Genomic DNA, 26569 nt, shown 5'->3' with positions numbered 1-26569 from the left:
AGAGCCCGGCCCGTCCTCGAAGGAGAACCGAGCGGCGATGCCGGTGTCAGGACCGGGTCAGCGCTTGATCTCCTTGATCTTGAGCATCCGCGTGATGACCTTGTCGAGCTCGTCGTCCTTGAAGACGTTCTTCCAGTCGTCGCGGACGATCGACTCGCGGCCGTAGTCCATCGCGATCAGGCAGGCGTCGGAGAACGGGTTCGAGCCCTTGAGGGTGTTGGCCAGCGCGACCTGGGTGTGGCCGAGGAGCATCGCGCGGGCCGCCTTCTCCGGTACGCCCACCGTGTGGACGGTCTCGTGGAGGGCCTCCGTCAGCAGGGCGCCGACCATGCAGGCGATCGTCTCGACGAGCGTCGGCTCCAGGACCGCGAGCTGCTTGACGGTCACCCAGTGCACCTCGACGACCGGGGCGTACATGGTGGAGATGACGGCCTCGGCCAGCTCCTGGGCCGCCGGGTCCGCGGACTCGGCGGCGGGCTCGAAGGAGGCGACGACCTCCTGCGGGGCGGCGATGCCGCCGAAGGTGTCCGCCCACTCCTCCTTCGTCGTGCGCTCCAGGAACACCGACGGGTGACAGGGATGCGCCACGGCGTTGTGCACGTCCGCGCGCCGGGTCAGCAGGCCGGCGTACGCGGCTGCCGGGTCCAGGGTCAGCAGGATCGCGCCGGGCTTCATGACCGGGACGAGCTGCTCGGAGACCGTGCCGAGGACGACGTCGGGGACGGCGAGGATCACGACGTCGGCCTGCGCGGCGGCGTCGGCGCTGTCCGTCAGCTCGCGGCCGAGCTCACGGACCAGCTCCTGGCCCTTGGGGGAGTTCTCGGCGAAGAGGGTGGTGAAGTCGCTCTTGACCAGGTTGTCGGAGACGCGCCGGCCCATCTTGCCTGCGGCCCCGATGACGGCGACGGTCCTGGATTCGGTGGCCATTACTTGCTCCTCAGAAGGGTGTTGATGCTGTGCCGGGTCCATTGGTCCTCCAGGCGGGCGGTCTCCTCGAAATCGCCCTGCCAGGGGAGCCAGTGCTCCACGATCTGGTTGATGCCACGCTCGTCGGGACCGACCTTGCGGATCATGTCGCCGTAGTCGAGGAGGCCCTCGCCGAGAGGGCAGCCGGCGAAGGTGAAGCCGACCCAGCCGTCGCGGCGGGAGAAGGAGAAGTCCTTGACGTGGATGTTCACCACGTGGGAGGCGGTGGCGTCGACGACGTCCACCGGGCGTTCCAGCCGGGCGACGCTGTTGCCCGGGTCGAGGACGACGCCGAGGTACGGGCTGTCCACGCCGCGTACGACGGACAGCAGGTCGTCGGTGGAGACCTGTTCGTAGGTCTCCAGGCCGAGCGTGACGCCTGCCGCCGCGTAGGCGGGGACGGTTTCGCGCAGGAGCGCGGTGGCCTCCGCGACCGTCGGGCGGTGGCCCGCCGTGTTCAGCATGGAGCGGACCAGGGTGACGCCCAGGCGCCGCGCGATGCGGAGGTAGGTGGCCAGGTGCTCCGTGCGTACGCCTCTGGTGCCCAGCTCCAGCGCGATGCCGTGGCCGGCGGCCGTGGCGCGCAGGGCGTCGAGCTGCTCGTCGTCGTATGTCTCGATCGGCGCGTAGTCGCAGATCTGGAGGACCTCGCCGCCCAGTTCATGGGTCTCGGCGAGCATCTCGTCGAGGGTGAGAGGGCGGGGGGCCCTGTCCGAGATGCGCCAGAAGAAGGCGTAGGTGCTCAGGCCGTACACGCGGCGGCTCCTTCCAGGGCCTCGTCGAGGATGCTTTCCACCGCTGCCGGATCGTGGGCGAAGCGGCCGAGGAACAGTCCGTCGACGCACGGGCCCAGTTCGGTCAGCAGGCCGGGGCCCGCGCTTCCGCCGTAGATGACGCGGCTGCCGGACAGGGAGGGCTGGGTGGCGAGCCAGGCCGTCAGGGCTTCGCAGACCGTGCGGATGTGCTCGGCCGAGGCGGGCCGGGGGGCGCCGATGGCCCACTGCGGTTCGTATGCGAGGACGACCGGGGCGAGGGGGCCTTCGTGGGCCGCCGTGGCCAGGACGCGTTCGGCCTCGGCGACCGTGCGGGAGGCGGCCTCGGAGGGGGACACCTGGTCGAGTTCGCCGACACAGAGCACCGGGGTCAGGCCGTTGCGCAGGGCGGCGGCCGTCTTGGCGGCGACGACCGTGTCGCCCTCGCCGAAGAGACGGCGGCGCTCGGCGTGCCCGACCTCGGCGTAGCGGGCACCGATCTCGTGCAGGTGCGCGCCGCTGACCTCGCCGGTGTACGGACCGGAGTCGTCGGTCGCCAGGTCCTGCGCCCCGGTCCGTACCTCCGTACCGGCGAGGATGCCGGTGACCGGGACGAGGGCGGGGAAGGCGGGCAGCACGAACAGCTCGGCCTCGCCGCTGGTGACGGCCGGGTGCCGGGCGGCCAGATCTGCGATGCTGCGGGCCCAGTTGAGGGTGTCGTGGTGGCCGAAGTACATTTTCAGGCTCACCCCGATCGTGACCCGGGGGCGGTTCTGCGCGGGCATCAGGCTGCGGCTTCCTGCTGGTTCTCGTAGTCGTCCATCAGCGCGACCTTGGCGGCGGAGGCCGATGCCTCGTCGAAGCGGTACGTCAGCCACTCGGAGGCCAGCCGGCGGGCCAGCTCCAGGCCGACGACGCGCTGTCCGAAGGTGAGGACCTGGGCGTTGTTGGAGAGGACCGCGCGCTCCACGGAGAAGGAGTCGTGGGCGGTGACGGCCCGGATCCCCTTGACCTTGTTCGCGGCGATGGCCACCCCGAGGCCCGTGCCGCAGACCAGCAGGGCGCGGTCGGCCTCGCCGCGCGCGACCATCTCGGCCGCGGCGATGGCGACCTTCGGGTAGGCGGTGTGCCCGTCCGCGTCGACACCGACATCGGTGACGGCTTCGACGAGACCGCTGGCCTCCAGGTCCTTCCTGAGGGCTTCCTTGTACGCGTAGCCGGCGTCGTCGGAGCCGACGACGACGCGGAGCTTCTCGGACCGCTTCTCGGACCGCTTCTCGGACATCAGTGGTTCTCCATGGTGGGTACGAACACGCCGTGCACGGCACGGACGATCAGGGCGAGCGAGTGGGCTCCGGCGTCCGGGGTGCCGAGGCTCTTCTCGGCGTGCGGGCGGGCGCGGCCCATCCGGGGGAGCAGGTCCGCAGTGGCCTCGGCGGCGGCGGACGCGGAGTGCGCGGCCGTGTCCCAGGCGGTGGCCAGGGGCTGCCCCGCCTCGGCGGCGGCCGTGAGCGCGTAGGAGAAGGGGACGAGGACGTCGACCATCGTCTTGTCGCCGACCTCCGCCTTCCCCAGCTCCATCACACCCTCCGCCGCCCGGGCGACTCCTGCGGCGACCACGGGGGCCGAGGGCCGCTCGGTGTCGCCGAGCGCGGTGCCGAGCGCGCGGAGCATGACGCCCCACAGGGCGCCGGACGTGCCGCCGGCCCGGTCCGCCCAGGCGTCGGCGGCCCGGTGCAGGAGCGTCTCTGCACCGGCGCCGAGCGCTTCGGCGCGGGCCGCCGCCTCGTACGCCCCGGTGGAGCCGCGCTGCATGCCGATGCCGTGGTCGCCGTCGCCGGCGACCGCGTCGATCCGGCCGAGCTCCTCGGCGTGGACGCCGACGGTGTCCTTGAGGACGCGCAGCGCCCCGAGGACCGTGCGGGCGGCCTCGCGGGAGGCGTCGGTGGCGGGCGGGACCGTCTCCTCGACGGTCTCCGCCGAGGGGGCCGGGACGAACAGGTCCGCGGCTTCGACGGCGCCCTTGCGGTAGGCGGGGGCGTCGGCCGGGGCCGTCCACAGGGGCTCCAGCTCGTCGGTGAGCCAGCACAGGGTGAGCGAGACGCCGGCCATGTCGAAGCTGGTGACCAGCTCGCCGACCTCGGGGTCGACGGCCTCCACGCCCGCGTCGGCCAGCAGCTGGGCGACCCGTCGGTAGACGACGAACAGCTCCTCGTACTTCACGGAGCCGAGGCCGTTGAGGATCACGGCGGCCCGTTGCCCGTGCGGGGATCCGACGCCTTCGGGGAGCTCGCCGAGGACGGTGGCGACCAGGAGTTCGGCCGCCTCGTCGGCGGTCGGTACGGGCTGCTCGCCCATGCCGGGTTCGCCGTGGATGCCCAGGCCGACGGCCATCCGGCCCTCGGGGACGCTGAACAGGGGGTGGTCGGCGCCCGGCAGGGTGCAGCCGGAGAACGCGACTCCGAAGGAGCGGGTGCGGGCGTTCGCCAGCTCGGCGATCCTGGTCACCTCGTCCAGCGGCTGCCCGGCCTCGGCCGCCGCCGCGGCCGTCTTGAAGACGACCAGGTCGCCGGCGACACCGCGGCGCTTGTGGGCCTCTGTGGGCGAGGCGCTGGACATGTCGTCCGTGACGCCGAGGGTTCGGGTGGGGACGCCCTCCGCGGTGAGCCGGGCTGCGGCCTGGCCGAAGTGCAGGACGTCGCCCGCGTAGTTCCCGTACGCGAGAAGGACGCCGCCGCCGGTCTCGGCGGCCCGTGCGACCTGGCGCACCTGGTGTGCGGAGGGGGAGGCGAAGACGTTCCCGACCGCCGCGCCGTGGGCGAGGCCCTGGCCGACAAGACCGGAAAAGGCCGGGTAGTGGCCGGAGCCGCCGCCGACCACCACGGCGACCTGGCCGGGGGCGGTGCGGGTGGCCCGGACCACGCCGCCGGGGACCTGGCGGACCCTGCGGGGGTGGGCGGCGACGAAGCCTTCGAGTGCCTCGTCGGCGAAGGCGGCGGGATCGTTGGACAGGCGGGTCATCAGCGGACCTCTGCGAGGGGCCGGCCCTGGTTCGCGCCCCGGCCGTTCGTCCGGTTGGCGAGCCACAGCATCAGCGCGGCGGACATGAGCATGAAGGCCCCGACGAGGAACAGCGGCAGGTAGTAGGCACCGCTGAAGTCCTTCAGCCAGCCGGTGACGTAACCGGCGGCGAAGCCGGCCACGTTGCCCGCGGTGTTGATCAGGGCGATACCGGCCGCGGCGGCGGCGCCGGTCAGGAACTGGGTGGGGACGGACCAGAAGACCGGCAGCGCGGCGAAGATCGCACAGGCGGTGACGGTGATGACGGCGATCGTGGCGGCCGGCGACCCCATGTAGAGGGCGACCGGGATGGAGATGCCGCCGACGACGGCTGGTCCCGCGATGTGCCAGGTGCGGACACCGTGTCTGGAGGCGTGACGCGACCAGAAGTAGAGGACGATCGCGGCCGGGAGATACGGGATGGCGGTGATCAGGGCCTTGTCCATCACGCTGAACGTCGTGCCGAACTGGTCCTGGAAGCCGTTGATGATCGTCGGCAGGAAGAAGGCGAGGGCGTACAGGCCGTAGATGAAGCCGAAGTAGATGAGCGCGAGGATCCAGACGCGGCTGTTGGTGAAGGCGGCCTTCAGGGCTGCCTTGCCGTGGGCGGCCTTCTCGTCCGCTCCGGTCTTGCCGGCGTTCTCGGCTGCGAGCTCCTTCGTCAGCCAGTCCTGCTCCTCGGAGGTCAGCCACTTCGCGTCGGCCGGCTTGTCCTTCAGGTAGAACCAGGCGATGACGCCCAGCAGGATCGCCGGGATCGATACGCCGAGGAACATCACGCGCCAGCCCTCGAGGCCCAGGAGCCCGTGCTGGTTGATGAACCAGCCGGCCAGCGGGGCGCCGATGACGGTGGTCAGGGGCTGCGCCAGGTAGAAGAGGCCGAGCACCTTCGTACGGTGCCGCGAGGGCACCCACTGGCTGAGGAAGAGGATCGCGCCGGGGAAGAAGCCCGCCTCGGCGACACCGAGAAGGAAGCGGAGCGTGTACAGCTGCTCGCTGTTCTGCACCCAGGTGAAGAGGAGGGCGACGACGCCCCAGCTCACCATGATCCTGGCCAGCCAGCGCCGGGCGCCGAACTTGTGCAGTGCCATGTTGCTCGGCACTTCGAGAATGATGTAGCCGATGAAGAAGACGCCGGAGGCGAAGCCGAACTGCGCCGCGGTGAGGGCGAGGTCCTGTCCCATGCCGTTGGGCTCGGCGAAGGAGACGGCCGTCCGGTCCAGGTAGTTCACGAAGAACATCAGGGCCACGAAGGGGACGAGCCGGACCGAGACCTTCTTGATCGCTGATCTCTCGATCGCTGAATGCGCAGTGGCGCCCATGGAGACTCCTCGCTTGCGGACCGCTTTGTCCGATTCCGTGTCTGCTCCGGCAGGCGAAGGCGAACCGTGGAAGGTTGTGTTTCCGGCCGGTGAACAACTCCAAGCTAGCTCTGGATCCTAAATTGGTCACCAATTTACCAAAGTGATGTAGGTCGCTCCCCTGAGCCCTTCTCCTGGCCCGATGAGCGCGTTATCTTCTGCCCGCTCCGGGGTTCCGCCGCCCCGTCTGATGTACTGGTCAGCGTGTCCACGCAGCCCGAAGCGCCCGATTTCACGTCACTTCTGCGCCCTGTCGTACGGGAGTCCTCGGTCAGTGAGGTGGCCAAGCGGCTCCTTGATCATCTGTCCGAGGGGAACCTGAAGCCGGGCACACGCCTGCCCGCGGAGCGCCAGCTCGCCGACGCCCTCGGCGTCGCACGGTCCAGCGTGCGCGGGGCGCTGTCCGCGCTGGACGTCCTGGGCATCATCGAGATCAGGCCCGGCTCGGGCTCGTACGTCCGGGACGGGACCTCGGAGTTCCTGCCGCGCGCCATCAACTGGGGCCTGATGCTCGGTCAGCGCCGCACCCAGGATCTGGTCGAGGTCCGCACCTTCATGGAGGGCATGTCGGCGCGGCTCGCCGCCGACCGGGCGTCCGAGGCGGACGTCGAGCGCCTGGAGGAGCACCTGGAGCGGATGCGGGAGGCGGGGACGGACGTCAAGGCCTTCATCGACGCCGATATCGCCTTCCATCTGGAGACCGCGAACATCGCCCGCAACACGGTGCTCAGCGACATCCTGCACTCCATCCGGGCGCTGCTCCAGGTGTGGATGGAGCGGGCGGGAGACATCGAGGGCACGGTCAGCGGGACGCTGCACGAGCACGGGGCCGTGCTCGACGCGATCCGGGCGCGGGACCCGGAGGGGGCGGACGCGGCGATGGCCGAGCACATGAGGCTCGCGAGCGACCGGCTGAGGCTCTCGCTGAGCGGGTCCGACGAGTAGGGGCGGGCAGGGCTCAGGTCCGCACCTGCTCGGGAGGGGTGAGCTCCCCGGAAGGGGCGGCCTCCTCGGGGACGGTGGCCTCCTCGGGGGCGGCCGGTTCCTCCTGGCGGGCCGGGGGCGTCTTCCGCCGCGCGGCTCCGCCCAGCAGGGCCGGCAGTTCGGTCAGGGCGCTGACGCGCCAGTCCGCCGTCTCCATGACGTCAGGGTGGTCCGCCCACCAATGTCCGTACGGGCCACGGCGGATGTGGGCCGCCCGTAGCCCGGAGGACTTCGCGGGGAACAGGTCGTCGGCGGGGTGGTCCCCCACGTACAGGGTGGACTCCGGTGCGGCGCCCGAGACCTCGATCACGCGGGCGAAGAACTCCCGGTCCGGTTTGGTGACGCCCCACTCCTCCGAGGTGACGACCAGGTCGGCCGGCAGATCCAGGGCCCGCAGCAGCTCTCCGGCCCGCGCCGTCCGGTCGCCCGCGACGACGACCCGCAGGCCGAGCGAGCGCAGTTCGGCCAGGGCGGGGCGGACGTCGGGGTAGAGGTCCGTCTCGTCCAGGTGCTCGCCACGCCCGGCCGCCGCCCGCGCGTGGTACGCCTCGGCGACGTCCATGCCGGGGCGCAGGATGCGCAGTGCGTCGGTGCCGTCGCGGCCCTGGGCGACGGCGGCGCCGACCAGCGCGCTGACGGTGTGCGGAGGGACCCCGAGCCAGTCGGCCCACGAGGCCCAGTGGCGGTCGTCGCGGACGAGGGTTTCTCCGATGTCGAAGACGATCGTTTCCATCACCCCTCCGAGCCTACGGGGCAAGCGGGACATAACGGCCAAGGCGCCAGTGGGGGCGGGGCGGTTACGGGAGGAAGAGGCCCTGGTCCGGACGGAGTGACGCGCTCGTATGCTCGGATCATGACCGTTCCTCAGCGCCCCACGACCAACGCCATGCGGCGTGCCCTCCGGCGGGCCCGCGACGGTGTCGCCCTCGACGTGGCGGAGGCCGCCGTCCTGCTCCAGGCGCGGGGGGAGGACCTGACCGATCTCGCCGCGTCCGCCGCCCGGGTCCGGGACGCGGGCCTCGAATCCGCGGGCCGGCCGGGAGTGATCACGTACTCCCGCAAGGTCTTCATCCCGCTGACCCGGCTCTGCCGTGACACCTGTCACTACTGCACGTTCGTCACCGTGCCCGGGAAGCTCAAGCGTGCGGGCCACGGGATGTTCCTGTCGCCGGACGAGGTCCTCGACATCGCCCGCAAGGGCGCCGAAATGGGCTGCAAGGAAGCCCTGTTCACGCTCGGCGACCGGCCCGAGGACCGGTGGCCCGAGGCGCGGGAGTGGCTGGAGGCCGAGGGCTACGACGACACCCTGGCGTATGTGCGGGCCATGGCGGTGCGGGTGCTGGAGGAGACGGGGCTGCTGCCGCACCTGAACCCCGGTGTGATGACGTGGACGGACCTGCAGCGGCTGAAGCCCGTCGCGCCGTCCATGGGCATGATGCTGGAGACGACGGCGACCCGGCTGTGGTCCGAGAAGGGTGGCCCGCACTACGGCTCCCCCGACAAGGAGCCCGCCGTCCGGCTGCGGGTGCTGGAGGACGCCGGCCGGTCCAACGTGCCGTTCACCACGGGCATCCTGATCGGGATCGGCGAGTCGTACGAGGAGCGCGCCGACTCCCTGTTCGCGCTGCGCAAGACGGCCCGTGCCTATCACGGCATCCAGGAGGTCATCGTCCAGAACTTCCGCGCCAAGCCGGACACCGCGATGCGCGGGATGCCGGACGCGGAACTGGAGGAGCTGGCGGCCGCGATCGCCGTAGCCCGCCACATCCTGGGCCCCTCGGCGCGTATCCAGGCCCCGCCGAATCTCGTCGACGCGGAGTACGCCCTGCTGATCGGCGCGGGCATCGACGACTGGGGCGGCGTATCGCCCCTCACCCCGGACCATGTGAACCCCGAGCGCCCCTGGCCGCACATCGACGAACTCGCGGCCCGTACCGCTGAGTCCGGCTTCCAGCTGCGCGAACGCCTCACCATCTACCCGGAGTTCATCCAGCGCGGTGAGCCCTGGCTCGACCCCCGCCTCCTGCCGCACGTGCGCGCGCTCGCCGACCCGGAGACGGGCCTCGCCAAGGAGGGCGCGATCCCGGCCGGACTGCCCTGGCAGGAACCCGACCAGGGCTTCGACGCGACCGGCCGCACCGACCTGCACCGCACCATCGACACCGAGGGCCGCACCGGCGACCGGCGCGACGACTTCGACGAGGTGTACGGCGACTGGGAGGCCCTGCGCGAGGCCGCCGCCCCGGGCATGGTCCCGTCCCGCATCGACACCGACGTACGCCAGGCTCTGAGCCAGGCCGCCGACGACCCCACGAAGCTCACCGACGACCAGGCGCTCGCCCTGCTCCACGCGGACGGGCCGGCACTGGACGAGCTGTGCCGGATCGCGGACACTCTGCGCCGTGACGTGGTCGGTGACGACGTCACCTACATCGTCACCAGGAACATCAACTTCACCAACGTCTGCTACACCGGCTGCCGTTTCTGCGCCTTCGCCCAGCGGCGTACGGACGCCGACGCCTACACCCTCTCCCTGGACCAGGTCGCCGACCGCGCGGCGCAGGCCTGGGACGTCGGCGCGGTCGAGGTCTGCATGCAGGGCGGGATCCACCCGGACCTGCCCGGCACCGCGTACTTCGACATCGCGCGGGCGGTGAAGGAACGCGTCCCCGGGATGCACGTCCACGCCTTCTCGCCGATGGAGGTCGTCAACGGCGCGAGCCGCACCGGCATGTCCATCCGCGACTGGCTGGCCGCGGCCAAGGAGGCCGGGCTCGACTCGATCCCCGGCACGGCTGCGGAGATCCTCGACGACGAGGTCCGCTGGATCCTCACCAAGGGCAAGCTGCCGACGGCCGACTGGCTGGAGGTCATCAAAACGGCCCACGAGACGGGTCTGCGCTCCTCGTCCACGATGATGTACGGCCATGTCGACCAGCCCCGCCACTGGCTCGGCCACTTCAGGACGCTGGCCCGCCTCCAGCAGGAGACCGGCGGCTTCACGGAGTTCGTGACCCTGCCGTTCATCCACACCAACGCCCCGGTCTACCTGGCGGGCATCGCCCGCCCCGGGCCCACCGACCGCGACAACCGGGCGGTCACCGCGATGGCCCGTCTGCTGCTGCACCCGCACATCACCAACATCCAGACCAGCTGGGTGAAGCTCGGCGCGGAGGGTGCGGCGGAGATGCTGCGCTCGGGCGCGAACGACCTCGGCGGGACGCTGATGGAGGAGACCATCTCCCGTATGGCGGGCTCCAGTTACGGCTCGTACCGCTCGATCCAGGAGCTCGTCGCCATCGCCGACCTCGCGGGCCGCCCGGCGAAGCCGCGTACGACGCTGTACGGCGAGGTCCCGGAGGAGCGCGTCACGGCCGCGGCAGCCTCGGACGGCCACCTGCCGGAACTGCTGCCGGTGCTGCCGCAGTAGCGGAGCAGGGTCGGCTCCCGGAGCCCGGCCGGCCGGGCTCCGGAAACAGGTGCGCGCAACTGCCGTTCTGCATACGTCACTCACATGGGTGAGCTGACTCTTTCGGGCGGGTCCGGGCGACACTGCGGACATATGCTCCCGGCAAGTACGAAATCCGGTGCTCGGGGGTGCTTCGAGCATCACGCCACTCGCAGGAGTCCCGCATGGTCAGTTCGCCCCATGAGGCGATGCACCGCATCTTCCAGGAACACCCGGGTCTGTTCTCCCGTGTCTCGGAAGTACTGGGGATCACGATCTCCCCGCCCGTCTCGGTCACCGTGATGCCTACCGACCTGACCGAGAACCGTCCACTCGAACGACGTGTGGACACCTTGCTGCGGCTGGACACGGAGAGCGATGAGCCGCTTCTCCTGGCCATCGAGGCCCAAGGAAAGAAGGACACGGACAAGCCGGCGAGCTGGGCCTATTACCTGTCCTACCTGTACACGAAGTACCGGCTCCCGCCGCTGCTGCTGGTCGTCTGCCAGGACCGTGCAACCGCGGAATGGGCCTCCCGTCCGGTCCCCATCGGCCCCCGCCAGTGGCCCGCGCTCACCCTGCGCCCACTCGTCGCGGGCCCGCACAACATGCCGGTGATCACCAATGTCGCCGAGGCCCGCAAGGACCTGGCGCTCACCACGCTGGCGGCGATCACACATGCCGCTGATCCGGACATCGGTGCCATACTGAAAACGCTGTCCACCGCTCTGCGGGACGTACCGGAAGTCATCGCCGATCCCCTTGTCGAACTCACCGCCCAAGGCCTGGGCAACCGCCCGGCCGCACAACAGTGGAGGAACCTGGTGGCCGTGGACCTCTCTTTCTACAAGTCCTTCATGGCAGAGGAAATCCGGGACGAGGGCCGGACGGAAGGCCGGACGGAAGGCATCGCGCAGGGCATCCTGCTCTTCCTCGCGCAAGCGGGCGTCGACGTGTCGGACGAGGCGCGTGAACGGATCACCACCTGCGGCGATCTCGACACCCTGAACCGCTGGCTTCTGCGGGCCCCCACCGCCCGGTCGGCCGAGGACGTCTTCGCCGAGGAGTAGGCGGCTCCTCAACCGAAGCGACCGCCCGCACGGCCCCTACGCCCTGACCCTCACCGGTACCCCGTCGTGTCCGCCGGCTTCCCGGCGGCATCGACCTCGACCAGGTAACGCCAGCAGTCGGGGCGGGAACCGTCGAGGTCGGTGAAGCCGTACTCCTGGGCGAGCTGCCCGCTGGACAGCGACTGTCCGTTCCAGCGCGCGAGGTCGGCGTCACCGGCCAGAGCGGCGACCGCGCGCCCGACGTACGACGGGCTTTCCGAGATACCGAAGTGCGGCACCTCGGTCAGCGCGTCACGCCAGTTCTCCTCGGCCACGCCGAAGTTGTCGAGCATCATCTCGGAGCGGAGCCAGCCCGGAGTGAGCGCCACCGCTGTCCCGCCGTGCGGCTTCAGCTCATGGGCGAGTACGAAGGCCATGCGCAGCACGCTGTTCTTGACCAGGTCGTAGAAGTAGGAGTTGCGATAGTTAGCCGCGTTGTACGCGGCTGTCCCGTCGGTCATCTCGACCACGAGCCCGCCCGGCCGCCGCACCAGCAGCGGCAGCACGAAGTGACTGGTGATCGCGTGCGTCTCCACGCCCAGCCGGAGCAGCCGCAGCCCGTCGTCGAGGTCGTGCTCCCAGACCGGCTTGTCGAACGCGAAGAGCCGCTCGCCGCCCCAGATGTCGTTGACGAGCACGTCTAGCCGCCCCTGCTCGGCATCGATGCGCCCGGCCAGCGCACGGACCTGCTCGGGCACCAGGTGATCGGTCGGCACGGCGATGCCGGTTCCACCGGCGACGGTGACGAGTTCGGCGGTCTCCTCGATCGTCTCGGGCCGGTCGTACTCCGAGCGCTGTTCCCGGGTCGTGCGCCCGGTGACGTACACGGTCGCACCCGCCGCGCCGAGCTGAACGGCGATACCGCGCCCGGCGCCCCGGGTGGCGCCTGCGACCAGGGCGATCTTTCCGTGGAGTGCGGGTGTCGAAGTGCTCGATGCGTCGGACATGAATCCCCTTGAGGTCCTGATCTGTCTGTACGACCCGGTTCACGAATGTCATCGAAGACGACCGGTGAAACCATGCTCGACGCGAAACCCGACGCGTTGTGTCCTGTTTCTTCACCCGGTTCGCGGCCGGGCCCCCGGGTCGCTCGCAGGCGGAGACGAAGTGGATCGCCTGGTGGTACACAAGCTGTACTATCGACCTATGGCTCTCAAGCGGACAAATGTGTACGCGGACGACGAGGATCTCGCTCTGATCAAGGAGGCGGCGGCCCGGATCGGTGTGTCCGAGGCGGAATTGATCCGTGAAGGCATCCATCGCATAGCTCTCGCCCGGCGGGTCTGGGATCAGCCATTCGTGGAGGACGGGGAGACCTTCGACCTCGGCGGGTCACTCACCCGGGAGGCTGTCCGCGAGGCCGTGGCCGAGGGGTTCGACGAGCGTGAGACCCGTAACCGGGGGCACGCGGCTTGATCGCCATTGTTGATACATCCGGGCTCCTGGTCCTGTACAACCGCGCGGACCCCGACCATCTCGCTGCCCGTAAGGCTGCCGACCAGTGCGGGCTCCTCGTGGCCAGTCCGCTCGCGCTCACCGAGGTTCACCAGGTGGCCACAAGCCGGGCCGGACGCCGTGCCGCCGACGGCATTCTCCGCTCGCTGTCAGCCCGCATCAGAGAGCTGCGGCTGGTGCTGGCGTCCCCGACACCGGACGTTCTCGACGCGGCGCTGGCTGTACGGGCCCGGTACGACTCGCTGAACCTCGATCTTGTGGACGCCGTTAACGTGGCGCTGGCAGCGGAGTACGACACCGATGCCGTCCTCACGAGAGACCTTCGGGACTTTCGTGCTCTGCGTCCGCTGGCCGGGCGATACGCCCACTTCCGCATCCTGCCCGACGATCTCTGAGAGGCGCCCAGCGCGACGTGCTCCTGTTCGCGAGTTCCTCATGCCCGCCGTGGCGTCGCGCAGGCATCTGCCGGTAGCGCCGCGCCGGACCGAGATTTTCGCGCGCACGTTCAGCTTCCGGTCGTGCTCTCGCCCGCCGCCGTGGCGATCACGTCGTCCAGTACCTCGCGGGAGCGGAGCAGCTCGTCGATCTTCCGGTCGATGCGGTCGCGCTCCACGGAGAGGTCGCTGACCAGGCGCGGGGTGGCGATCTCCGAGGGGCCGCCGTCCGCGTCCCGTACGCAGGGCAGCAGCTCGGCGATCTTCGCGCTGCACAGCCCGGCGGCGTAGAACTCCTGGATGCGGATCACGCGGTCGACCGCGCCCGCCGCGTAGTCGCGGTGGCCGCCCGGGGTGCGGTCGGCCGTCAGGAGGTTCTGGGCCTCGTAGTAGCGCAGGGAGCGTTCGCTCACTCCCGTACGCGCCGCCAGCTCGCCGATCCGCATGGTTTCCTCGCCTCCGGACTTGAACCTGACACCAATGTCAATTCTTACCGTTTCGGCATGACGAATGCAGCCACTTCCCCCGCGAAGCTCTTCGAACCCGTCGCACTCGGCCCCCTCACCCTTCCCCACCGCCTCGTGATGGCGCCGCTGACCCGGAACCGTGCCACCGCCGAGGGCGTCCCGACGCCGCTCATGGCCACGTACTACGCCCAGCGTGCCTCGGCGGGGCTGATCATCGCGGAGGCGTCCACGCCGAACGCCGTGGGGCAGACCTATCCGAACATCACCGCGATCCACGGCCCGGCCCACGTCGAGGGGTGGCGCCGGGTCACCGACGCGGTGCGGGCGGAGGGCGGGCGGATGTTCCTCCAGATCCAGCACGGCGGGCGCGCCGGCCATCCCGACACCAGCGGACTGCGGCCGGTCGCCCCATCGCCGATCGCGCTGCCGGAGACGATCCACACCCCGGCCGGGCGCGTGCCCTCGGTCGTCCCGCGCGAGATGACAGAGGAGGACATCCGTACGACCGTGGCGGACTTCGCCTCCGCTGCCCGCAACGCCATCGAGGCGGGCTTCGAAGGGGTCGAGGTGCACAGCGCCAACGGCTATCTCCTCCACCAGTTCCTCGGCCATGGGACGAATCAGAGGACCGACGCCTACGGCGGCTCCGTGGCCCACCGCATCCGCTTCGTCGTGGAGGTGACCGAGGCCGTGGCGGCGGCGATCGGCCCCGAGCGGGTCGGTCTGCGCATCTCGCCGCGGAGCACGGTCAACGGCATGGTGGAGGGCGACACGGAGGAGATCTACCCGGCGCTCCTCGCGGCCCTGGCGGGGACAGGCCTCGCCTATCTGCACGTGGGATACGCCGACCCGGAGGATCCCGTCTTCCAGCGGATCCGGAAGGACTGGCAGGGCACGCTGATCGCCAACCCCGTACTGCCGAAGGACCGCATCCCGGAGGACGGCGGCATAGCCCACGGCGAGCGGCTGCTGGCCGCCGGAGCCGACGTGATCGCGCTGGGCCGCCCATTCCTCGCCAACCCCGACCTGATCCGCCGGATGCGCACGGGCGCGTCGGTGAACCAGGTCCGGGACGCGTACCTGATGTACGTGGGCGGGGAGACGGGTTACACGGACTATCCGGCCCTGGATGCCGTGGGGTGAGCCGTGGGGGCGACACACGCATGAGAACCAGGCCACACGGAGCCGTGTCACATCCCGCCGGGGCTGATCCGTCGAGGGGGTGTAAGCAACGGCGACACCTCAGGAGCTGATCATGAACGCTCGTATCGACCTCTTCGGCAACAAGGCCGCGGCCTCCTTCCTGAAGCACATCAACTCGGCCGGGAAGATGGTCACCGACTCGGGCCTGCCCGCCGCGACGCAGGAACTGGTCAAGATCCGGGCCAGCCAGATCAACGGCTGCGGCTTCTGCCTGGACATGCACACCAAGGAGGCCATGGAGGCGGGCGAGACGACGCTCCGGCTCAACCTGGTCGCGGCGTGGCGCGAGGCCACCGTCTTCACCGACGCCGAGCGTGCCGCCCTGGAGCTGGCGGAGCAGGGCACCCGCATCGCCGACGCGGCCGGCGGCGTGCCGGACGAGGTGTGGGCTAACGCCGTCAAGTACTACGACGAGGACCAGCTCATCGCCCTGGTGGCGCTGATCGCCGTCATCAACGCGTACAACCGCCTGAACGTCATCGTCCAGCAGCCGGCGGGCGACTACCGGCCCGGCATGTTCGGCTGACCTTCCGGCCCGGTGGAAGCCGGGCCGGAAACCATCAGGAATGCCGCGCACAAGTGCTCTCGCGTACCAGTCCGTACATTCCGTTCCACCCCCTGAACCGCTCCTTCCGTTCGATTACAGTGCTTGCGCAGTCGCACACGGTAGGTCGGACGGAAGGGGCACGGTGAACACAGGGACCACAGCTGTCTGGGGCCGTGCCCAGCAGCAGGACTTCCGTGGCCGGGTGCGGGGGGCCATGCTCGGCGGTGCCATCGGGGACGCGCTCGGGGCCGGTGTCTCGGGGCTCACGCTGGAGGCGATACGCGAGGCCCACGGTGTGGACGGGGTGTCCGACTTCGTCCCCGCGCACGGCAGGCGGGGCGCCGTCACCGCCGTCACGCAGCTGACCCTCTTCACCGTCGACGGCCTGATCCGGGCTCAGGTCCGCCGTGACACCGGCGCCTGGCATCCGCCGACCGATGTGCACCGGGCCCATCTGCGCTGGGCGGCCACCCAGAGTGCCTGGGGGCCCGACGAACGCCGTAAGGACAACGGCTGGCTGGCCAGGGAGGAGTGGCTGTACACCCGCCGCGCCCCGACCAGGGAGTGCCTCGTCGGCTTCGGTGACGCCACGATGGGCACCCTCGCCGTGCCGAAGAACCCCGCGGCGCGGGACTCGGCCGCGCTCACCCGTTCCGCGCCCTTCGGGCTGCTGGTCGGCTGGGAGCCGCAGCTGGTCCTCCAGCTGGCCGTCGAGTGCGCCGCCCACACCCATGGCCACGCCACCGCGCAGCTCGCCGCCGGAGCCTTCGCCGTCATCGTGCACGGGCTGGCCCGAGGCGAGACCCTGGACGGCTCGGTCCAGCAGGTTCTCGCCCTGCTCGCCGAGCGTCCGGGCAGCGAGCAGGTCTGCGAGGCGCTCCGGCAGGCCCTCGGCTCCGTCCGCCAGGGGATCCCCGGGCCCGCGCTCATCGAGGCGCTCGGCGACACCGACTCCGCGGAGGAGGTCCTCGCCGTGGCGCTGTACTGCGCGCTGGTAGGCGAGGACGTACGCAACGGACTGCGGCTCGCCGTGAACCACTCCGGGCCGTCCACGGCCACCGGGGCCGTCTGCGGGGCCCTTCTCGGCGCGCTGCACGGAGAGACGGCGCTGCCGCCGGCCTGGCTGGCGGAGCTGGAGGGGCGCTCGACGCTCCTCGAACTCTCCGACGACTTCGCGATGGAGATGACCCAGGGGCCCGCCCTGCACAGCCCGGCAGCGGTCGCCCCGGGCTGGCTGGCCCGCTATCCGAGGGACTGAGCGGGACGTGGCCGGCAGGTGAGCGTGCGCGTCCGGGAAGACAGGGGTGGGCGGACGCCGCCGCGTCCGCCCACCGTTCATATGCCCCCTCGTGAGGGCAGGTCAGTCCTTCACGCCCTCCGGAACTCCCGTGTTCTCCGGGCCGGGCTTCTGCAGGGGAACGGCCGCCGCGGCGGCACCGCCCGCCGGGCCCCCGTCGTCCGTGTTGATCATTTCGATGACCGCGTCGCGCTCCGGGGTGTCCTCGGGCTTGATGAACCCGATGACGATGTAGAGCACCAGCGAGATCGCGAGCGGCAGCGCCACCTGGTACTGGAGGGCGACATTTGTCTTCACCGAACCGTCGAAGTTGTAGTTGGTGAGGTAGAAGGCGAGCAGTCCCGCCGCCCAGCTGGTGAGGGCCGCCGTCGGGCCGGAGCGGCGGAACCTGCGCAGCAGGCCCAGCATGAACGGGATCGCGATCGGACCCATCAGGCCGGCCACCCACTTGATGACGACCGAGATGATGTCCTTGAACGTCGGCGAGTTGATCTGGGTCGCCAGCGCCATGGACAGGCCCAGGAAGCCGAGCGTGGAGAGCCGCGCGGCCAGCAGGCCGGCCCGGGTGCTCCAGGTGCGGGCCGCCTTGGAGAAGACCGGGGCGATGTCGCGGGTGAAGACCGCCGCGATGGCGTTGGCGTCCGAGGAGCACATCGCCATCGTGTGCGAGAAGAAGCCGACGACCACCAGGCCCAGGAGCCCGTGCGGCAGCAGCTGCTCGGTCATCAGGGCGTAACTGTCCGAGGCGTCGGGCTTCTTGGCGTCGACGAGCAGCGGAGCGACCCACATCGGGAAGAAGAGCACCGTCGGCCAGACCAGCCACAGAATGGCGGAGAGGCGGGCCGAACGGGTCGCGGAGCGTGCGGAGTCCGTGGCCATGTAGCGCTGGGCCTGGTTCCACATGCCGCCGTTGTACTCGAAGGTCTTGATGAAGAGGTACGCGAGCAGGAACGTCACCGTGTACGGGCCGGCCGTCGGGTCCGTGTGGCCCTCCGGCAGCTTGTCCCAGACCGTCCACAGGGTGCTGAAGCCGTCGAGCTTGCTCATCGCGGTGACGAGCATCGCGATACCGGCGAACAGCTGGATGACGAACTGGCCGAGCTCGGTGAGCGCGTCGGCCCACAGTCCGCCGACCGTGCAGTAGATGGCCGTGATGATGCCGGTGATGAAGATGCCCTGCGTCAGGGTGATGCCCGTGAAGACGGACAGCAGGGTCGCGATGGCCGCCCACTTGGCGCCGACGTCCACGATCTTCAGCAGCAGACCGGACCAGGCCAGGGCCTGCTGGGTCTGGATGTTGTAGCGGTTCTTCAGGTACTCGAGCGGCGAGGCGACGTGCAGCCGCGAACGCAGCCGGTTGAGCCGGGGTGCGAAGAGCTTCGCGCCGATGCCGATACCGATCGCGATCGGCAGGGACCAGGTCACGAAGGACGTGACGCCGTACTGGTACGCGATGCCCGCGTAGCCGGTGAACATCACCGCGCTGTAACCGGACATGTGGTGCGAGATGCCCGACAGCCACCACGGCATCTTGCCGCCGGCCGTGAAGAAGTCGCTGACATTGTCCACGCGCTTGTGCGACCAGAGTCCGATCGCGATCATCACACCGAAGTAGCCGATGAGCACGGCCCAGTCGAGACTGTTCATGTGCCCCCTCCAGGGGTCCGCCTTGTGAACGGGAACGCACTTCGCCAGTACGGCCGTTCAGCGGGGCCCCGTGCGGGAACGGGGGCTTCGGGGATTGAACCGCCTGTCCGGGTCCACGGTCAAGGTTTTCTCGATCAGAGATGTGAACGCGGATCAGCAAGACGAACGATTTTGCTTGTTCTTGACTCTTCGGGGCGTTGTCGTGAACGTGACCGCGGCCACACGATGAGCGGGCACTTCGTCAGGCTGTGCAGAGATCGACGCAAGGCAGGAACGCCCGAGAACGCAGAACGACCGCACGGGATGCGGGTCCCGTGCGGCCGGAGAAGGGGGAAAGCTGCACGACGTGAGGCTTACGCACTGATGGCACCGGGCGTGCTTTCGGTGCCGACTGCTGACGTTCGTGATGTGTGCGGTACGTCCATGGGTGGCGCCGGTTCCGATGGCGGGTCGAGCCCCCTCGGCCAGGACGGCGGGCCAGTCGAGAGGGCTCCTGGCGGTCGTGTGCGGTGACCGGCCATGGTGTGGCGCGTGAGGACCGGCGTGCCGGTCAGGTGTGGAGCCGGTCAGGCGTTGATCGAACCCGACGCGACGTCACGCACGAAGGTGTTCCACGCTCCGGACACGAAGGAGAGTGCGGGGCCTTCGGGAGCCTTCGAGTCACGCACGGCGATGGCCTGCGTGACGGGCGACTTCACTTCGACGCACGCCCCGTTTCCGCCGGAGTACGACGACTTCGTCCAGTTATCCGTAGCACCCTGAAGAATAGCCATGTTCACTCCGGTTCAGAGAGTTGATGTGAGTGGCACCAACTTCGTTCCTGTTGGCGTGATCGACGCTACTCGCCAACATCGCCTGGTGGTGAGGCCGTTCACTCGACCGGATGGCATATTCCATGCGGGTCTTCCGCTGGGAGGTGGTGGCGGTGTATCGTCCCGCCCCCACCTTCCTTACATCGCACTATTTCCCGCACAACGGGAGGTGTGGGGCCGGCCTGTTCCAGCCGTGCCCGGAGGGTGTCAGCGGGTGTAGCTCTTGGCGATGTCACCGATGAACTGGCGGGTCTGGTCCACGTTCAGCGCCTGTGCCCTCAGGTGCTCGTACATGACGCTGTAGCGCTGTACGTCGTTCGCCTTCTCCAGGTAGAGGTCGCTGGTGACCCCCTCGATGTACACGACGCTGGAGTCCGCGGCGTCGGGGAACTCCAGAACGGCGTACTGGCCGTTGATGCCGGGGTGCGCCCCCATGTCGAAGGGCAGTACCTGCACGGTCACATGCGGCAGCTGGGACTGCTCGATGAGGTGCTCGAGCTGTTCGAGCATGACCTGTTTGCCGCCGACGAGCCGGCGCAGGGCGGACTCGTCGATGACGGCCCACAGGCGCAGGGGGTGCTCCGGGGCGTTGACGCGGTCCTGGCGGCGGGCCCGGACGCTCACCCGCTTCTCGATGTCGGACGGCGGCGCCTCGGGCAGGGCGCCGGTGATCAGGGCCTCCGCGTAGCCCCGGGTCTGCAGTAGTCCGGGGACCACCTGGGGCTCGTACACCCGGAGGGACTCGGCATCGGTTTCCAGCCCGATGTACACGCTGTACGGGATGTCGCCGAAGGCGTGCCACCAGCCCTGCTGGCGGGAGTCCTTGGCCATCTGCATCAGCGAGTCCACGATGCGGTGGTCCTCGACCTCGTACACCCCGCACAGATCGCGTACGTCGCGCTGACTGATCGAGCGGCGGCCGTTCTCCAGGCGGCTGATCTTCGACTGCGAGACCAGCAGCCGCTCCGCCACCTCCTCGGCCGTCATGCCCTTGATCTCGCGGAGGCGGCGCAGTTCCTGACCCAGCCGGCGTCGCCTGACAGTGGGATTGACGTTGGTCGGCACGGGAACGGCACCTCCGGCTATGCAGCTTTTGTAGCTGTGCGTATCTGCTTGCTCAGCAGATTGCCACCCGGGGGCCCGGCCGCGCTGGGAAATGGCCACACGTAATGACCGCACGCAGGAGCGCGGGGCAGCTGGTGGATCCGGCTGCCCCGCGCCTGGTGCGGCTCCCGAACCGGGTCTTGGGGACGTCGGCGCGGCGGTATTCGGTGCTCCGCGCAAGTGTCCGCGCGGTCGTGCTGTCAGTGGACGGAGGTGTGCGCCATGCCGCCGCGACGCGCTTGTGCTTGCGGCTGCAACGGCACGCCTGCCGTCTGCTGATTACGGCGCGGCTGGACGGCCACGCCGTTCTGGACGTCCATCACGGCATGCGCCACGAGACCGCCCATCGGGTCGTGTCTGATCAGGTCCCGGAGCCGGGAGCGCGATGAGCGCCCCTCGTTCCCGGGGTACAGGTGCTTGCCGAGTCCGACCGCATGGGCCAGCGCGGCGAGCGCCGCGGTCCGCGGGTCCGGCGGTACGCCGGTGCGGATCGCGTTGTCCAGCCGGTTCTTGATGTCCCGGCTGATTGCCGTGTCCGTCGCCTGGTAGCGAGTCGTCGGCAGCACTCCGCACATCTGGCCCGCCACGGCATGAACCATGCCGCACCGCTCCAGATGAGCGAGGTAGATCTGGCGAAGTCCCAGCCGGGGTCCGCCGATCCAGTGGACCGCCCGAACCGGACTGCCACGACGGCGCAGCAGTTCCAGTGCGGAGTCCAGAGTCGGATCTCCTGTCGGCCGTGGCATCACCACGGCGATACGATCCCCGTCAGGGGCTATCCGTCCTGCCAGAGCCAGCTCCACTAGCTGAGCCCCGGCCAGGCCGAGGTCGAGCGACTGCGGCTGCGCTGTGGTACCCGTGGTCGGGTCCAGAGCGAGCAACAGAAGCTCTTCCGGAATTGTTCTGCGGCTCCTGCCCATCCATGCCTCCCCGCGTGGATGAATGACAGGGTGACCCCTCTCACATTGGTCTGTCGAGGGTGCCTGGGTGCTTTGTGAGGGAACCGTTAGGTATGTCGTTCTCGTCTAGCGGCTCGGACAAGGGTTCACACAGGACACTGGTAGATGGTTCGGACAGTGCGGGCATGTCCCCGCGGCTCATCAAGGAGGTATCGGTGGCGGGCGAGTCCCCCGACAGGTCGGAACAGCGGAAGTCGTCGGGGACGGCTTCGGGGACGGCTGAGGAACGCGATCCGCGTCTCGCCGTGTTCCGTGAACCGGTCGCTGCGGCGGGCGGGAGTACGGCGGGCGGGACGACAGGCAGCGCGACGGACAGCGAGACGGCTGTCTTCCGCCTGCCGCGCTCCGCGGAGTCAGGCGCGTCCGAGGACGCCCCTGCCCCTCAGGAGGGCTCTGAGGGCGCCTCTGGGCCCCGTGCGGTGTCCGAGGGGTCGCGGGAGACGGAGGGCGCGGCAGGAGAGTCCAGGACGGCGCCTGCGGACACGGCCTCCTCGTCGTCCCGGGGCGTGACGGTGCCGGATCCGGACGCCGATGCGGAGGGCGGCGCCGAAGAGGCCGGCCCGGAAGCGGAGGCCGAAGCCGACCCGGACGCCGAGGCCGAGGCTGAGCCCGAGCCCGCGTCCGGAGACGAGCCTGGGCCCGCGTCCGGCGACGAGCGTGCGGAGACTCCCGAAGCTGCTCCGGAGGCTCCGGCCGCAATCGACGTCGACGCTGGTACGGATGTGGATGCCGAGACCGACGGGCGTCCCGAGGCCGGCTCCGAGCCGCCCTCCGACGACGGACCGGCGCCGACCGACGCCCGGCTGCGTGCCGCCGTGGCGGCGTGGGTGACGACCGGGCCGGACGAGGAAACCGCAGATCAGAGCGGTGCCGTCGAGGGCGACGACAAGCCGTCCCGGAGTGCCGAGGACACGACCGACGGTGTCGGCGACAGTCCTGACCCGGCCGACGGCAAGGCGCCGGCCGCCGACGAGACCCCGGGTGACGGCGAGACCCCGGGTGACGCCGAGCGTGACGCCGACGGCTCGGACACGGACAGCGGCGCCGACGCTCCGGCCGCCGAGGCCGCGAAGGCCGCGAAGGCCGCGAAGGACGCGAAGGACGCCAGGACCTCCGAGGACGCCAAGACCTCGAAGTCCGCCGACGCCGACGCCGAGTCCGAGGCCGACGCCCCGGAGGCCGCCGGTGACGCAGCTGCCGCCGGCCCCTCCGACGGTGCTCCCCGCGTCCCGAAGTCCCGCGAGGAGGCCTCCACGGCAGAGGAGGCGGAACCCGCGCCCGACGGGCGAGGAATCGATCATCCGACCGCCGTCTTCAAGGCGCCGCGGGCCGGACAGATCGACCGGCCGACGACCGCGCTGAAGCTCCCGCCGAAGGAGAAGGAGGCCGCGCGGAAGCCCGCCACCTGGGCCGCCAAGCCCTCCGAAGCCCCCGGGCCCTCCGCAGCCTCCGGAACCCCCGAGGCTCCCGCCGAGCGGACCAGCACGTTCGTGCCGCTGCGCTCGGACGACGTACGCCCCGCGCCCGTGGTCGGTCCCACGGTCACCCCGGACGTCGCGGCCGGACCCGGCACGCCCGCGAGCCCCGGTGAGGGTCTCGCCGAGGCCGAGCGGACCAGGCAGCAGCCCATGCCGCCGAGGCCGCCGCTCGACCTGCTCGCCGAGCTGACGAACACCCCGCCACCCGCGGAGACCCCGGTCCGTACCGCGGTCCGGCGGGTCAAGATCTGGACGCCGCTCCTCGGCCTCGTCCTGATCATCTTTGCGATCGCGCAGGCGGTGCGTCCGCTGCCCGACCCCACGCTGACCCTCTCCGTCGACCCCACGTACACCTTCGGCGGCGAGAAGCTGGACATGCCGTGGCCGGAGGACGGACAGGGCGCCGTGGAGGTCGAGGGCGTCGGCACCATCGGGACGTACGGCAAGGAGAAGTCCGCGCCGATCGCGAGCGTCGCGAAGATCATGACGGCGTACGTGATCCTCCAGGGCCACCCGATCACCGGCAAGGAGGCGGGCGACCAGATCGTGGTCGACGCGAAGGCCGGCGAGGAGGCGGACCGGCTGGACGAGTCGACGGCGCCCATCAAGGAGGGTCAGAAGTACACGGAGCGTCAGATGCTCCAGCTCCTGATGATCCCCTCCGGCAACAACGTGGCGCGGCTGCTGGCGCGCTGGGACGCCACCACCGAGAAGGCGTTCGTCGAGAAGATGAACGCGGCGGCGAAGGACCTCGGGATGACGAACTCGGACTACACGGACCCGAGCGGTCTCGAGCCCGCCACCCGGTCCACTCCGGCCGACCAGCTCAAGCTGGCGAAGGCGGTCCTGCGGAACGACGTCTTCCGCGAGATCGTGAACATGCCGCAGGCTCAGATCCCGGGCATCGACAAGATGATCTACAACAACAACAACATCCTGCTGGAACCCGGCGTCAGCGGTATCAAGACCGGTTCGTCGACCCCCGCGGGCGGCAACCTCATCTGGACGGCCGACACGGTCATCGACGGCAAGACCCGGCGGATCGTCGGCGCTGTGATGGGCGCCGATGCCGACGGGATTCTGGACGCCAAGCTGCAGCGTGCCCTGCAGAGCAGCCTGGCGCTGATCCAGACCGCTCAGGACGGCGTGGACTCCACGACCGTCGTCAAGAAGGGGCAGGTCGTCGGTTACGTCGACAACGGCTTCGGCAGCCGGACCCCCGTGGTCGCGACCAAGGACCTGAAGGCCGTCGGCTGGGGCGGGCTCGAGGTCGAGCTCAAGCTGACCGACGGCGGCAAGGTGCCCGCCCAGACCGCGAAGCCGGGAACCGTCGTCGGCGAGGTGACGGTCGGGACCGGCACGGGCAAGGTCTCCGCCCCGGTCGCCCTGCAGAGCGAGATGACGGAGCCGGGCTTCGGCGACAAGCTGACCCGCATCACCTGACGGGCCCGGCCCCCTGCCCCCGCCCCGGCGGGGGCAGGGGGCCGCGAACAAGGGCAGCGCGGTGAAAATGCCGCGTGCTAGCGTCCCAAAAGCAACGGACGGATGCCGGGACGCGTCTTTCCGGGTACGGATGAGACCCGTGCAGTACATCGACGGTTCGGCAGGTCCGGGCAAGGACGGGGAGAGTCGCAGTGACGACCGCTGAGCCGACACGGGCCGACGCCGACGCGGGCTCGCCCGACGCGACCGCCTCCGTCCGGATCCCGGCGCAGGCCGCCGGGGGCGGCGACGGTACGGACGGCTCGATACGGAGCCGTCTCAGGCGCCACCCCGTCCTGCTGACCACCGCGGTCGCCGCGGCCGTACACCTTCTCTGGTTCTTCTTCTTCGCGAACAGCGGCGGTGACATCGCCGCTCAGGACGCCTGGGCCGAGTTCGTCGGCCGCCACCCCGGTACCGCGTACAACCTCGCCTGGTACGGGGGCATGCACCCGGTCTCGTACAGCGTGGTGTCGCCCTATCTGATGTCGGTGCTCGGCGTCCGGTCGACGATGATGGTCGCCGGCACCGTGTCCTCGGCGCTCACCGCCCTGATCCTGGTGCGGGTGCCCGCAGTCCGTAACCCTCTCGCGTGTGCGCTCGCCGGGGTCTTCGCGTACCTGTGCAACGCCCTGTCGGGCCGGGTGACGTTCGGGCTCGGCATGATGTTCGCGCTCGGTGCCGTCGCCGCCGTCTTCTGCTGGCCCCACCGCTGGCGCTACAAGCGGTGGGCGAAGGCCGGCGTCGCCGCGCCGCTGGCCGGGCTCGCGACGGCGGGCAGCCCGGTCGCCGGGCTCTTCCTCGGTGTGGTCGCCGCGGCGCTGTTCCTGAACAAACGGCGCCCCGGGGCGTACGCGCTGGGCCTGGCGCCCGTCGTGGTCGTGGTCCTGTCCGCGTGGCTGTTCCCGTTCTCGGGCACCCAGCCGATGGCCCTCGGCACCCTGTCGCTGCCCTTCCTGTACGCGGTCTTCGTCTTCTTCCTGGTGCCCCGCGACTGGCACACCGTGCGGACGGCCGCCGCGGTCTACGGCGCCGGGACTCTGCTGACCTATGTGGTCGACTCGCAGATCGGCTCGAACGTGTCACGCATGGCGATGCTGTTCGCCGGTGTCGTCCTGCTCGCCGCGCTCCCGTACACGGCGCCACGCACCCGGCGCTGGTACGCGCTGCTCATCGTGTTCGCGGGGCTGAACTTCTGGATCGGTTTCAAGGGCGTCGACGACATCGTCCGTACGGCGCCCACCGCGTCCTGGAACCGTGAACTGGCCCCGCTGGTCAACCAGCTGCAGAAGGCCGGGGCCGAGCGCGGCCGGGTCGAGGTCGTGCCCGCCAGCAGCCACCGTGAGGCCTCGGCGCTCGCGCCGTACGTGAATCTGGCGCGCGGCTGGAACCGGCAGGCCGACATGAAGCGCAACCCGCTCTTCTACGACGACACCCTCGACGCCGTGAACTACCGCGAGTGGCTGGACCGCTGGGCCGTGCACTATGTGGTGCTGCCGAACGGGAAGCCGGACTCCGGGGGCGAGCAGGAGGCGGGGCTCGTCGAGAAGGGGCAGCCGTATCTGAAGGCGGTCTGGAGCGACGCCAACTGGAAGCTGTTCCGGGTCCTGGACCCGGTGCCCCTCGCCGACCCGCCCGCGATGGTGGAGCGGGCCGGCGACGACAAGCTGACGATCCGCGTGCAGTCGGCGGGCCGTGTCCTGATCCGGATCCCGTACTCCCGGTGGCTGGCCGTCGTCGACGACGAGGGCAAGAGCGTGGAGCGGCCGCAGGAGACGGACGCGTCCAAGGAGCGGGCGGAGAAGGACGAGAACGCTCCGAAGGACTTCACCAACGACCACGGCTGCCTGATCAAGGTCGAGGAGGACGGGGACGGCGACGAGTGGACCGAGCTCCTCGCCCCCCGCCCCGGGGTCTACCGCCTGGCGGCGCCGTACCAGTTCCAGCCGGGCACGCCGTGCCCCGAGGAACTGCGCCAGTAGGGCGGGAACCCACCGGATTTCG

The 26569-nt window shown here is 70.2% G+C and carries 23 protein-coding genes; 10 read left to right on the top strand and 13 right to left on the bottom strand.

Annotation, left to right across the window (positions count from 1 at the left end; translation table 11 throughout):
- Positions 1-57: 57 nt before the first annotated feature.
- From ACIREO_RS36570 to ACIREO_RS36545, 6 genes are read right to left on the bottom strand one after another with little or no spacing between them, the layout of a single operon-like run.
- Positions 58-927 carry a phosphogluconate dehydrogenase C-terminal domain-containing protein gene (locus ACIREO_RS36570; RefSeq protein WP_404118538.1) on the bottom strand — a complete coding sequence of 290 codons (870 nt, stop codon included), beginning with the start codon at positions 925-927 and terminating at the stop codon, positions 58-60.
- The gene (locus ACIREO_RS36565) at positions 927-1721 is read right to left on the bottom strand and encodes a sugar phosphate isomerase/epimerase family protein (RefSeq protein ID WP_404118536.1); all 795 of its coding nucleotides are present in this window, start codon (positions 1719-1721) and stop codon (positions 927-929) included. Before ACIREO_RS36565 ends, ACIREO_RS36570 begins: the two co-directional genes overlap by 1 nt.
- Positions 1709-2503, bottom strand: coding sequence for a triose-phosphate isomerase family protein (locus tag ACIREO_RS36560; protein ID WP_404118534.1), 795 nt, complete (start codon positions 2501-2503; stop codon positions 1709-1711). The genes ACIREO_RS36565 and ACIREO_RS36560 overlap by 13 nt, the downstream gene beginning before the upstream one ends.
- Complete coding sequence (locus ACIREO_RS36555) at positions 2503-3003, bottom strand: ribose-5-phosphate isomerase (protein ID WP_404118532.1); 501 nt, start codon at positions 3001-3003, stop codon at positions 2503-2505. Before ACIREO_RS36555 ends, ACIREO_RS36560 begins: the two co-directional genes overlap by 1 nt.
- The gene (locus ACIREO_RS36550) at positions 3003-4739 is read right to left on the bottom strand and encodes a dihydroxyacetone kinase family protein (RefSeq protein WP_404118530.1); all 1737 of its coding nucleotides are present in this window, start codon (positions 4737-4739) and stop codon (positions 3003-3005) included. Before ACIREO_RS36550 ends, ACIREO_RS36555 begins: the two co-directional genes overlap by 1 nt.
- Positions 4739-6100 carry an MFS transporter gene (locus ACIREO_RS36545; protein WP_404118528.1) on the bottom strand — a complete coding sequence of 454 codons (1362 nt, stop codon included), beginning with the start codon at positions 6098-6100 and terminating at the stop codon, positions 4739-4741. The genes ACIREO_RS36550 and ACIREO_RS36545 overlap by 1 nt, the downstream gene beginning before the upstream one ends.
- Positions 6101-6343: 243 nt before the next feature.
- On the opposite strand from ACIREO_RS36545, the gene ACIREO_RS36540 reads away from it, so the two are divergent.
- Entirely contained in the window at positions 6344-7084 is a 741-nt protein-coding gene (locus tag ACIREO_RS36540) for a FadR/GntR family transcriptional regulator (RefSeq protein ID WP_404118525.1), read from the top strand.
- A gap of 13 nt (positions 7085-7097) precedes the next feature.
- Here the strand turns inward: ACIREO_RS36540 and ACIREO_RS36535 are convergent, their stop codons facing one another.
- The gene (locus tag ACIREO_RS36535; protein WP_404118699.1) at positions 7098-7856 is read right to left on the bottom strand and encodes an HAD family hydrolase; all 759 of its coding nucleotides are present in this window, start codon (positions 7854-7856) and stop codon (positions 7098-7100) included.
- 120 nt (positions 7857-7976) lie between these two features.
- Between ACIREO_RS36535 and ACIREO_RS36530 the strand changes: the two genes are divergently transcribed.
- Together ACIREO_RS36530 and ACIREO_RS36525 are read left to right on the top strand one after the other, a co-directional pair.
- Complete coding sequence (locus ACIREO_RS36530; protein WP_404118523.1) at positions 7977-10553, top strand: bifunctional FO biosynthesis protein CofGH; 2577 nt, start codon at positions 7977-7979, stop codon at positions 10551-10553.
- 203 nt (positions 10554-10756) lie between these two features.
- A complete protein-coding gene (locus tag ACIREO_RS36525) occupies positions 10757-11641 on the top strand; it encodes a hypothetical protein (RefSeq protein WP_404118520.1) in 885 nt (294 codons plus the stop codon).
- Between the two features lie 50 nt (positions 11642-11691).
- Here ACIREO_RS36525 and ACIREO_RS36520 read toward each other — a convergent pair whose 3' ends face one another.
- The gene (locus tag ACIREO_RS36520) at positions 11692-12627 is read right to left on the bottom strand and encodes an SDR family oxidoreductase (protein WP_404118518.1); all 936 of its coding nucleotides are present in this window, start codon (positions 12625-12627) and stop codon (positions 11692-11694) included.
- Positions 12628-12826: 199 nt separating this feature from the next.
- Between ACIREO_RS36520 and ACIREO_RS36515 the strand changes: the two genes are divergently transcribed.
- Both ACIREO_RS36515 and ACIREO_RS36510 read left to right on the top strand, forming a co-directional pair.
- Positions 12827-13096: a CopG family transcriptional regulator gene (locus ACIREO_RS36515; protein WP_404118515.1), complete on the top strand. Its 270-nt coding sequence runs from the start codon at positions 12827-12829 to the stop codon at positions 13094-13096.
- Entirely contained in the window at positions 13093-13530 is a 438-nt protein-coding gene (locus tag ACIREO_RS36510) for a type II toxin-antitoxin system VapC family toxin (protein ID WP_404118513.1), read from the top strand. The genes ACIREO_RS36515 and ACIREO_RS36510 overlap by 4 nt, the downstream gene beginning before the upstream one ends.
- 110 nt (positions 13531-13640) lie before the next feature.
- Here ACIREO_RS36510 and ACIREO_RS36505 read toward each other — a convergent pair whose 3' ends face one another.
- Positions 13641-14015, bottom strand: a complete 375-nt coding sequence (locus ACIREO_RS36505; RefSeq protein WP_404118511.1) for a MerR family transcriptional regulator — start codon at positions 14013-14015, stop codon at positions 13641-13643.
- Positions 14016-14072: 57 nt separating this feature from the next.
- On the opposite strand from ACIREO_RS36505, the gene ACIREO_RS36500 reads away from it, so the two are divergent.
- The 3 genes from ACIREO_RS36500 to ACIREO_RS36490 all read left to right on the top strand — a co-directional run bounded on the left by ACIREO_RS36500 (position 14073) and on the right by ACIREO_RS36490 (position 17044).
- Entirely contained in the window at positions 14073-15179 is a 1107-nt protein-coding gene (locus ACIREO_RS36500; protein ID WP_404118509.1) for an alkene reductase, read from the top strand.
- Between the two features lie 112 nt (positions 15180-15291).
- Positions 15292-15765: a carboxymuconolactone decarboxylase family protein gene (locus ACIREO_RS36495; RefSeq protein WP_404118507.1), complete on the top strand. Its 474-nt coding sequence runs from the start codon at positions 15292-15294 to the stop codon at positions 15763-15765.
- 163 nt (positions 15766-15928) lie between these two features.
- On the top strand, positions 15929-17044 hold the full coding sequence (locus ACIREO_RS36490) for an ADP-ribosylglycohydrolase family protein (protein ID WP_404118505.1): 1116 nt from the start codon (positions 15929-15931) through the stop codon (positions 17042-17044).
- 102 nt (positions 17045-17146) lie between these two features.
- Here ACIREO_RS36490 and ACIREO_RS36485 read toward each other — a convergent pair whose 3' ends face one another.
- The 4 genes from ACIREO_RS36485 to ACIREO_RS36470 form a co-directional block, all read right to left on the bottom strand.
- Positions 17147-18730, bottom strand: a complete 1584-nt coding sequence (locus ACIREO_RS36485; protein ID WP_404118502.1) for a sodium:solute symporter family protein — start codon at positions 18728-18730, stop codon at positions 17147-17149.
- A 566-nt stretch (positions 18731-19296) separates the two neighbouring features.
- Positions 19297-19503, bottom strand: a complete 207-nt coding sequence (locus tag ACIREO_RS36480; RefSeq protein ID WP_404118500.1) for a DUF397 domain-containing protein — start codon at positions 19501-19503, stop codon at positions 19297-19299.
- Between the two features lie 246 nt (positions 19504-19749).
- The gene (locus tag ACIREO_RS36475) at positions 19750-20607 is read right to left on the bottom strand and encodes a helix-turn-helix domain-containing protein (protein ID WP_404118498.1); all 858 of its coding nucleotides are present in this window, start codon (positions 20605-20607) and stop codon (positions 19750-19752) included.
- Positions 20608-20846: 239 nt separating this feature from the next.
- Positions 20847-21566: a GPP34 family phosphoprotein gene (locus tag ACIREO_RS36470; RefSeq protein WP_404118495.1), complete on the bottom strand. Its 720-nt coding sequence runs from the start codon at positions 21564-21566 to the stop codon at positions 20847-20849.
- A 164-nt stretch (positions 21567-21730) separates the two neighbouring features.
- Here ACIREO_RS36470 and ACIREO_RS36465 point away from each other — a divergent pair, with 164 nt between their 5' ends.
- Both ACIREO_RS36465 and ACIREO_RS36460 read left to right on the top strand, forming a co-directional pair.
- Positions 21731-24526: a D-alanyl-D-alanine carboxypeptidase gene (locus ACIREO_RS36465; protein ID WP_404118493.1), complete on the top strand. Its 2796-nt coding sequence runs from the start codon at positions 21731-21733 to the stop codon at positions 24524-24526.
- Positions 24527-24717: 191 nt separating this feature from the next.
- On the top strand, positions 24718-26547 hold the full coding sequence (locus ACIREO_RS36460; protein WP_404118490.1) for an MFS transporter: 1830 nt from the start codon (positions 24718-24720) through the stop codon (positions 26545-26547).
- Positions 26548-26569: the final 22 nt, after the last annotated feature.

The organism is Streptomyces sp. NPDC102441, assembly GCF_044765585.1.
Taxonomy (GTDB): Bacteria; Actinomycetota; Actinomycetes; order Streptomycetales; family Streptomycetaceae; genus Streptomyces.
Note: the sequence above shows the minus strand (reverse complement) of the source record. Positions and strands in the feature narration are given on the sequence as shown.